Below are 7,193 nucleotides of genomic sequence, written 5' to 3'. Positions count from 1 at the left end.
GGCCAACGCGCTGAGGGGCACCGCGAAAAGAAACCCCATCGCACACTTCAATTGCGAAACTCGATACGCAACCGCAGCATATCCCGCAACCGAATGCCCTCTTCAAAAATCGGCGCATGATAGTGCGTAACAAAGAAATCGCGATCAATCTCAACAACCCGAAAGCCATACCGCTGATAAAAAGTCAGCTGATACCCAAACGATCCGGTACCCACTTCCAGAGCCCTCGCGCCGGCCGCGCGATAAATCTCGATCACCCACATCAAAAGCCGCGAACCAACGCCCAACTGTTGCTGCTCCGGCCTGACCGCGATGTTCATCAGCTCATGAACGCCCGCTTCTATCTGCTGAACCGCACACACACCAACCACAACGCCATCCTTCAAGACAACAAAGCATCTCGACGCAGGCAAGTAAGCCCGAACCTTTTCCTCAGAGGGATCGGCCAGCAAAAGAAGCTCCAACGGAGCAGCAGACGGCAAAATTTCTTCAATCGACAACGAAATCATCGTGTTCCATTAAAAAGCACAATTCGCAAAGACGGCCGCAGTCGTCCACACCACCAACGCCAGATCAGGATTTACCCCCAATATCGCCCGCAAACCCCACCCCGGGAGAGATTCTTGCGCACAACATCCGAATCCACAATACATCACAAGGTGACATATCATTGTAGAACCACCCTGGCGACCCATAGCGCGTATCGCGTGCATCACGGCTGATAAGGCCATCGCGCTCGCCAAGTGGCGCGCATTCGCCTGTCCATCGAATCCACCCGCCGCGCAACAGGAGTCACCAGACCCAATCACCCTTACTCTTGGGGGTGCGAAATGAGTGACAACCCGTCGGGAGCGCTGTTCTTATCCGAGCAGGACGCCCACCGTCAATTGCGCCGTGCTGTGATCGCCAGCACGATAGGCACCACGATCGAGTGGTACGACTTCTTCCTCTACAGCATTGTCACGGGCCTCGTCTTCGCGAAGCTCTATTTTCCTGAATCGGATCCGCTAGTCGGTACGCTGCAGGCGTTTCTGATCTACGCCGTCGGCTTCATCGCACGCCCGGTTGGCGCGGCCATTTTCGGCCACTACGGCGACCGTGTCGGCCGCAAAGCCACGCTGATCGTCACCCTGCTGCTGATGGGACTGGCCACGTTCGCCGTGGGCTTTGTTCCGACCTATGCGTCAATCGGCATCTGGGGCGCCGTGATCCTCACCGTGCTGCGCTTCATTCAGGGCGTTGGCGTGGGCGGCGAATGGGGCGGCTCGGTCCTCATGTCGATGGAATGGGCGCGCAGCAATTCGCACCGCGGCTTTGTCGCTTCCTGGCCGCAGTTCGGCGTGCCCGCGGGCTTGTTCATCTCCAACCTCGTGGTGCTGGCCATGAGCCAGATCTCCGGCAGCAGCTTCCTCACCTGGGGATGGCGCGTGCCGTTCTTCCTGAGCATCATCCTCGTCGCCATCGGCCTCTATATCCGCCTGAGCATCCTCGAAACGCCGATCTTCGCGAAGCTCCTCGCCGAACACAAAATCGAGAAAGCGCCGGCGATGGAAGTCATCCGCCGCCAGCCAAAAGACATTCTGCTTTCGGCGTTCGCACGCATGGCCGAACAAGCCCCGTTCTATATCTTCACGGCGTTTATTTTCGCCTATGGCGTAAGAACGCTCGGCGCCTCGCGCGACCTCATGCTCACGGCCGTGCTGGCCGCTGCAGTCGTGGAGTTCTTCACCATCCCGTTCTTCGGCCACGTCTCCGATCTGATCGGGCGCAAGCGCATGTACATGATCGGCGCGGCATGCGCCGGCCTATTCGGCTTCATCTTTTTCGCCATGGTCGACACCCGTAACCCGGTGCTGATTTTCGCGGCCATCGTGCTTTCGCTGGTGCCGCATTCGATGCTGTACGGACCGCAGGCCGCCTTGATCGCCGAGTCGTTCACAGGGCGGCTGCGTTACAGCGGCGCCTCGCTCGGGTATCAACTGGCTTCCATCATTGCCGGCGGTCCCGCGCCGTTGATCGCCACCGCGCTCTTCGCTTATTACCGTTCGGGCTATGCGATCGCGGCGTATATTTTCGTATGCGGCCTCGTGAGCCTCGCGGCTGCCTGGCGCATGGGCGACTACACGAACAAGGACATCTCGCGCGAATACGACGACGCGCTGTCGTTGGGTAATAGCGGGCACACCGCACGGCACGCTTGATCAGTCCTGCCAGGTATTGAGCATGCGGGGCAGCGCCTCGAGGCGCCGCCCCGCATGCTCACCCGGATTTGAATCCCCCAAAACATTCATTAAGCATAAAACCACCGAGTTTCGCCTACCTTTCATTGCCACAACATCCGGCCGCCATGCAATATCACGCAATTTCCACCCGACTGAGCCAATCGCATCGCCAATGCGGCACAGGCTCGCGTTAAACTGCCGGACGACAAAACCAGCATCGAAGCGGGGGTAGTTGGCATGGGCGAGACGCACTCTCACTCTTGGCCCGGGCAAGGTCTCTTCGGCACGTTCCCCAAGAACCCGGAGAAAGAACAAGCGGTATTGCGCGTATCGCTCGGCGGCATAGTCGTGCTGGCCTATCTGGTCGCCGCGTCCGTTTATCAGTCGAAGAGCGTCCACGTGACGACGCTAATGTCCGCGTGTTACGTGGTCTACGGTGTCGCAACGTATATCGCTGCCACGGCAGGACCACGCCGCTCACCGCTGCGATTGACCCTCACCACGATCGCCGATCAGGCCGCATTGATTGCGCTGATGGCGCTCGGCGGCAGGGCCGCGCTCCCGCTGCTCTGGGTCATATTCTGGTTCCTCGTCGGCGCGGGATGCCGTTATGGCCAGCGCATGCTGGCCCTCTCGTGCACGGTGGCGCTCACCGGCGTCGCGGGCTTGATGCATTGGCACCCGTGGTGGCGCGCGAACTTCATGGCCGGGCTGGGCGTGGCGCTCAGCCTTGCCGCCACCTCGCTCTATCTGGCGGTGCTCGTGCACCGGCTGGAAAAGCAGGCCGCGACCGACCCGCTCACGGGGCTCAGCAATCGCGTGCGGCTCGAGCAGGCCATCGGCCGCACGCTCGCCATTCGCGCTCACGGGGCGAATCACGCCGCGTTGCTGCTGATCGACCTGGACGGCTTCAAGGAAGTCAACGACGCTCATGGTCATGCGGTCGGCGACGAACTGCTGCGCAGCTTCGCGGCGGCGCTGATGAACTACATGCGCCGCGGCGATACGCTCGCCCGCCTCGGCGGCGACGAATTCGTGGTGCTGGCCCATCAGGTCCACGACAAGGAACGCGCGCTGAATATCGCCGCGAAGATTCACGCGATTCTGGACGCCCTGCACACCGTTGCGGGATATCCGGTCGTCGTTTCGGGCAGCATCGGCGTGTGCATGCTCTCGCAGGGGAGCGGTGCCGCTGCCCTCAATGCCCGCACGTTGATGCGCGCGGCGGATAGCGCCATGTACCGCGCGAAATCCCTCGGGAGCGGGCAAACCGTCTTCGCCGACGCAGCCGAATTGCATCCGGGCGCGTAACGGCACGTCGCTACCGCGACGTCGTCACGCATCGAATCAGGCGCTTGCGCCTTCGTCCGCGCTGTAGACGGTCAAGCCCTCGATCGGGTCCATCGGCGCCTCCCAGGGACGGGCGGCAATCGCGCGCATCGCGGCCTCATAGCCCGCGCGCTGGCGCGCGGCAATGCCGGCCGGGGTGAAGTCGATATCCTTCAGTTGGTCGTCGCCATCGAGCCGCGGCGCAGCGAGCTTGATCAGGCGCATGGTGGTCTGGCATCCCCAGGCGGCAAGCGCCTCGACCTCGGCCGTGGCGCGCTCGTTTTCCGGCAGCCGCTTGACCAGTTCGCGGATCACGTGGCGCAAGCGGTGGATCTGCTGCTGACGCGCAATATGGCTATCGGTGCGGCTCGCGTACTGGATATCCTTTTGCCGCTCCGAGATCTGCCAGATGTTTTGCGGCTCCGGGCCCGCGGGGTTCCACACCTGCACCGAGAAAATGATCGAGCTTTTGCGCGGCTTGTCGTCCAGCACCACCTCGACCGGCGTATTGGAGTAGATGCCGCCGTCCCAGTACGGCTCGCCGTCGATCCGCACGGCCGGAAACGCAGGCGGCAGCGCGCCCGAACTCATGACGTGCTCGACGTTCAGCCGCTGGTCGCGCGAATCGAAATAGCGCATCGCGCCCGTGGTAGCGTGAACCGCACCCACGGTCAAACGCGGGTGCCCAGCGTTCAGCAGGTCGAAATCGACTAGCGAAGCGAGCGTGTCGCGCAGCGGCTCAATCATGTAGTACGACGCGCGGTCCACGCCCAGCGGGAAGAGCGGGCCGAACCACGACGCCAGATTCGGCTGGAAGAAGCCCGTGATGCCACCGCCGATGATCATCCATTTCGCAAACGCCCTCTCCCAGGCCTGCCCCCAGGCGGGCAAGTTGCCGGGCAGGCCGGCAGGCAGGTCGAGACGTGTGCGGTCGGTCACCCGCGTCCAGAATTCCTCGAGCCGACGATAGCGGCGCTCCGGGGGATTCCCGGCGATCAAGGCCGCATTGATCGCGCCAATGGAGGTGCCAATCACCCAATCGGGCTGGATGCCCGATTCGTCCATGGCCTGGTAGACACCCAACTGGTAGGCGCCCAGCGCGCCGCCCCCCTGAAAAACGAGGACGACTTGCCCTGGCAATGCTTGATGTGCTGGCCGCTTCGCCGCCATGTCTTGCCTCGCTGGTTGTGCCGTGCGTGACGCCGGGACTCGAATGCCATCAGCAAGTGTAGGCGTTTCAACGCGAGGATGCGCTGGCAGAAGCGGTGGAGAGGGTGTTGAAAACGCCCTGTGCGGTTGCACAAGGCGTGGCCGACGTGTGGCCGCTCACGTCAATACAGTCAGACTCAAATTTTCGAGAGCGCCTGCGCGGAGCCGATGAGATCCTCCAGCATCAAATCACGCTTGGCCGGTTCGGTATCCCGGCTCGTCATGAAGCAGAGCGCCGCAATCGTTGCGCCGGAGCGGTCGCGGATGGGCGCGGCCATGCAGAGCCGGAACGTATTGGAGAGGCCTTCGGTGCAGCAGTAGCCGAGCTTCGCCGCGTGCTCGATGTCATGCAGAAAATCCGCAAACTCGACGCGCTTGCCGTTGTCGAGCACGAAATCCTCGTCCGGAATCAGCGCGTGAATCTCGTCGGCGCTCAGGTGGCCCAGCAACAGGCGCCCCGTCGCGGTCCACGGAATCGGCACCTTGACACCGATCTCCGAGCTGATGTTGAACGGGCGCGAGCTGTTCTCCGAAAGCACCACCGTATATTTGTTGCCTTCGAGCGTGCACAGTTGCGCGGTTTCGTCGTGCTTGCGCACGAGCGCGAGAATGGCCTGGTGCGAGCGTTTGATCAGGTCATTGTGCTGCGCATAGTCCGAGCCGTAGTAATGCATCACGCGGCCGAAAAACACGGCCCCGTCTTCCGCAATCTCGAGCCAGCCTGCCTCGGCAAGAATCGTGACCAGCTCATAAACGCTCGAACGCGGCGCACCGGTTGCCTCGATGAGCTCGCGCATCGTCAGCGGACGTTGCGCGAGGTGCAACTGCCTGAGCATGCCGATGACGCGGTCCACCCCTCGGGCCCTCGATGTTTCGGGTGACGACATGACTTGAACTCCGTGGGCGCTATGGTGTTTGTGATAAATGACTGGCCGCGAGCATACACGATCGAGGCGTGAAGCCGGACCGGACAGGCGTGGCCAGCCAGGCCGTCCTGCCCAGGCCGGACCCGCTTCAATGATCGAGCACGCGATGCAGGAATTGCTTCGTGCGCTCGTTCTGCGGCGTCACGAAAATCTTCTCGGGCTCGCCCTGCTCGGCAATCACGCCCTTGTCCATGAACACCACGCGGTCCGCGGTCTTGCGCGCGAAGCCCATTTCGTGCGTCACCACGACCATCGTCATGCCGTCGCGCGCGAGTCCGCGCATGACCTCGGTCACTTCGCCCACGAGCTCCGGATCGAGCGCCGAAGTCGCTTCGTCGAAGAACATGATGCGCGGCTCGACCGCGAGTGCGCGAGCGATCGCCACGCGCTGCTGCTGGCCGCCGGAAAGCTGGCTCGGGTAGTGCTCCGCGCGCTCGGCGAGTCCCACGCGCTCGAGCGCCTCCATGGCGCGCTTGCGTGCATCGGCAGGGCTCATCTTGCGCGCCTTGATCAGCGCGAGCGTCACGTTGCCGAGCGCGGTCTTGTGGGGAAACAGATTGAATTGCTGGAACACCATGCCGACGTGTCCGCGAATCTCCCGGGCGCGCCGCGCATCGTGCAGCGGCACCTCGTTGACCCAGACTTCGCCGGTGTCGGCCGTTTCGAGGCCGGCCATGATGCGCAGCACGGTGCTCTTGCCGGAGCCCGAAGCGCCGATCAGCACGAGCACTTCGCCCGGGCGCACGTCGAGATTGATTTCGGTGAGCACCTTGGTGGCGCCGAACGATTTGCTCACGCCCGCGAGCGTGATGACGGGCTTCGCGGTGGCGGAGACGGTATGGGTGGCGTTAGCGGTCATGACAGCAGGTTCCTTCGATCATGGTGGCGCACCCACTGCGAGAGCGGGAAGCACACAGCGAAATAGAGCACGGCAACGAGTCCGTAGATTTCGGCCGGCTTGCCAACCCGGTCGACGATGGCTTGCCCCCCGTGCATCAGCTCGGACATGCCGATCATGCTGACGATCGAGGTGTCCTTGATGAGCGAGAGGTATTGGCCGATGAGCGGCGGCAGCACGATCTTTCGCGTCTGCGGCAAGACCACCGAAAAGAACGCCTGGGTCTTGCTCAGGCCGAGAATCTGCGAGACCTCCCACTGCCCCTTGGGCACGCCTTCGATGCCCGCGCGAAAGATCTCGGAGATATAGGCGCCCTGATACACACTCAGTCCCACCACGCCGGCCGCGAACACGTCGATCGCATAGCCGAAGTACGACACGCCGAAGTAAATGAACATGAGCGTGATGAGCACGGGCGTGCCACGAAACAGCTCGGTGTAGAGCTGGGCGATGCGCGACGTGCCCCACGGCCCGAACGAGCGCAACACGGCGGCGATGAGCCCAATCAGCGTGCCGCCAGCGATGGACGCCACGGACAACAGCAGCGTCCCGAGCAATCCCTGCAGCAGGATCGACAGGCTGGTCATCAACAATTCGGTCGACATTCTG

8 protein-coding genes are annotated in these 7,193 nt (G+C 62.6%); 2 read left to right on the top strand and 6 right to left on the bottom strand.

The features are described 5' to 3' along the window. Positions 1-47: 47 nt before the first annotated feature. Positions 48-509, bottom strand: a complete 462-nt coding sequence (locus BO1_RS42230; RefSeq protein WP_028222719.1) for a GNAT family N-acetyltransferase — start codon at positions 507-509, stop codon at positions 48-50. A gap of 321 nt (positions 510-830) precedes the next feature. Here BO1_RS42230 and BO1_RS42225 point away from each other — a divergent pair, with 321 nt between their 5' ends. Then, complete coding sequence (locus tag BO1_RS42225; RefSeq protein WP_028222718.1) at positions 831-2,201, top strand: MFS transporter; 1,371 nt, start codon at positions 831-833, stop codon at positions 2,199-2,201. Here the strand turns inward: BO1_RS42225 and BO1_RS59865 are convergent, their stop codons facing one another. Next, the gene (locus BO1_RS59865) at positions 2,202-2,474 is read right to left on the bottom strand and encodes a hypothetical protein (protein ID WP_156992723.1); all 273 of its coding nucleotides are present in this window, start codon (positions 2,472-2,474) and stop codon (positions 2,202-2,204) included. A 69-nt stretch (positions 2,475-2,543) separates the two neighbouring features. On the opposite strand from BO1_RS59865, the gene BO1_RS42220 reads away from it, so the two are divergent. Continuing rightward, positions 2,544-3,533 (top strand): GGDEF domain-containing protein, encoded by a 990-nt coding sequence (locus BO1_RS42220; RefSeq protein WP_245644049.1) that lies wholly within the window; start codon positions 2,544-2,546, stop codon positions 3,531-3,533. Between the two features lie 36 nt (positions 3,534-3,569). Here BO1_RS42220 and BO1_RS42215 read toward each other — a convergent pair whose 3' ends face one another. The 4 genes from BO1_RS42215 to BO1_RS42200 all read right to left on the bottom strand — a co-directional run bounded on the left by BO1_RS42215 (position 3,570) and on the right by BO1_RS42200 (position 7,189). Continuing rightward, positions 3,570-4,721 (bottom strand): patatin-like phospholipase family protein, encoded by a 1,152-nt coding sequence (locus tag BO1_RS42215; protein ID WP_028222716.1) that lies wholly within the window; start codon positions 4,719-4,721, stop codon positions 3,570-3,572. A 176-nt stretch (positions 4,722-4,897) separates the two neighbouring features. Beyond that, positions 4,898-5,647, bottom strand: coding sequence for an IclR family transcriptional regulator (locus tag BO1_RS42210; protein ID WP_028222715.1), 750 nt, complete (start codon positions 5,645-5,647; stop codon positions 4,898-4,900). Positions 5,648-5,774: 127 nt separating this feature from the next. Continuing rightward, the gene (locus BO1_RS42205) at positions 5,775-6,545 is read right to left on the bottom strand and encodes an amino acid ABC transporter ATP-binding protein (RefSeq protein WP_043288777.1); all 771 of its coding nucleotides are present in this window, start codon (positions 6,543-6,545) and stop codon (positions 5,775-5,777) included. Continuing rightward, the gene (locus BO1_RS42200) at positions 6,542-7,189 is read right to left on the bottom strand and encodes an amino acid ABC transporter permease (protein WP_028222713.1); all 648 of its coding nucleotides are present in this window, start codon (positions 7,187-7,189) and stop codon (positions 6,542-6,544) included. The genes BO1_RS42205 and BO1_RS42200 overlap by 4 nt, the downstream gene beginning before the upstream one ends. Positions 7,190-7,193: the final 4 nt, after the last annotated feature.

Origin of the sequence: Paraburkholderia oxyphila NBRC 105797 (genome assembly GCF_000685075.1) — a bacterium.
Taxonomy (GTDB): domain Bacteria; phylum Pseudomonadota; class Gammaproteobacteria; order Burkholderiales; family Burkholderiaceae; genus Paraburkholderia; species Paraburkholderia oxyphila.
The sequence above is the reverse complement of the archived record's forward strand: the minus strand, read 5'-3'. Positions and strand labels throughout refer to the sequence as shown.

Coding starts and splice junctions, on each gene's coding strand:
- BO1_RS42230 (WP_028222719.1), bottom strand. CDS start 509: ATGATTTCGTTGTCGATTGAAGAAATTTTGCCGTCTGCTGCTCCGTTG.
- BO1_RS42225 (WP_028222718.1), top strand. CDS start 831: ATGAGTGACAACCCGTCGGGAGCGCTGTTCTTATCCGAGCAGGACGCC.
- BO1_RS42215 (WP_028222716.1), bottom strand. CDS start 4,721: ATGGCGGCGAAGCGGCCAGCACATCAAGCATTGCCAGGGCAAGTCGTC.
- BO1_RS42210 (WP_028222715.1), bottom strand. CDS start 5,647: ATGTCGTCACCCGAAACATCGAGGGCCCGAGGGGTGGACCGCGTCATC.
- BO1_RS42205 (WP_043288777.1), bottom strand. CDS start 6,545: ATGACCGCTAACGCCACCCATACCGTCTCCGCCACCGCGAAGCCCGTC.
- BO1_RS42200 (WP_028222713.1), bottom strand. CDS start 7,189: ATGTCGACCGAATTGTTGATGACCAGCCTGTCGATCCTGCTGCAGGGA.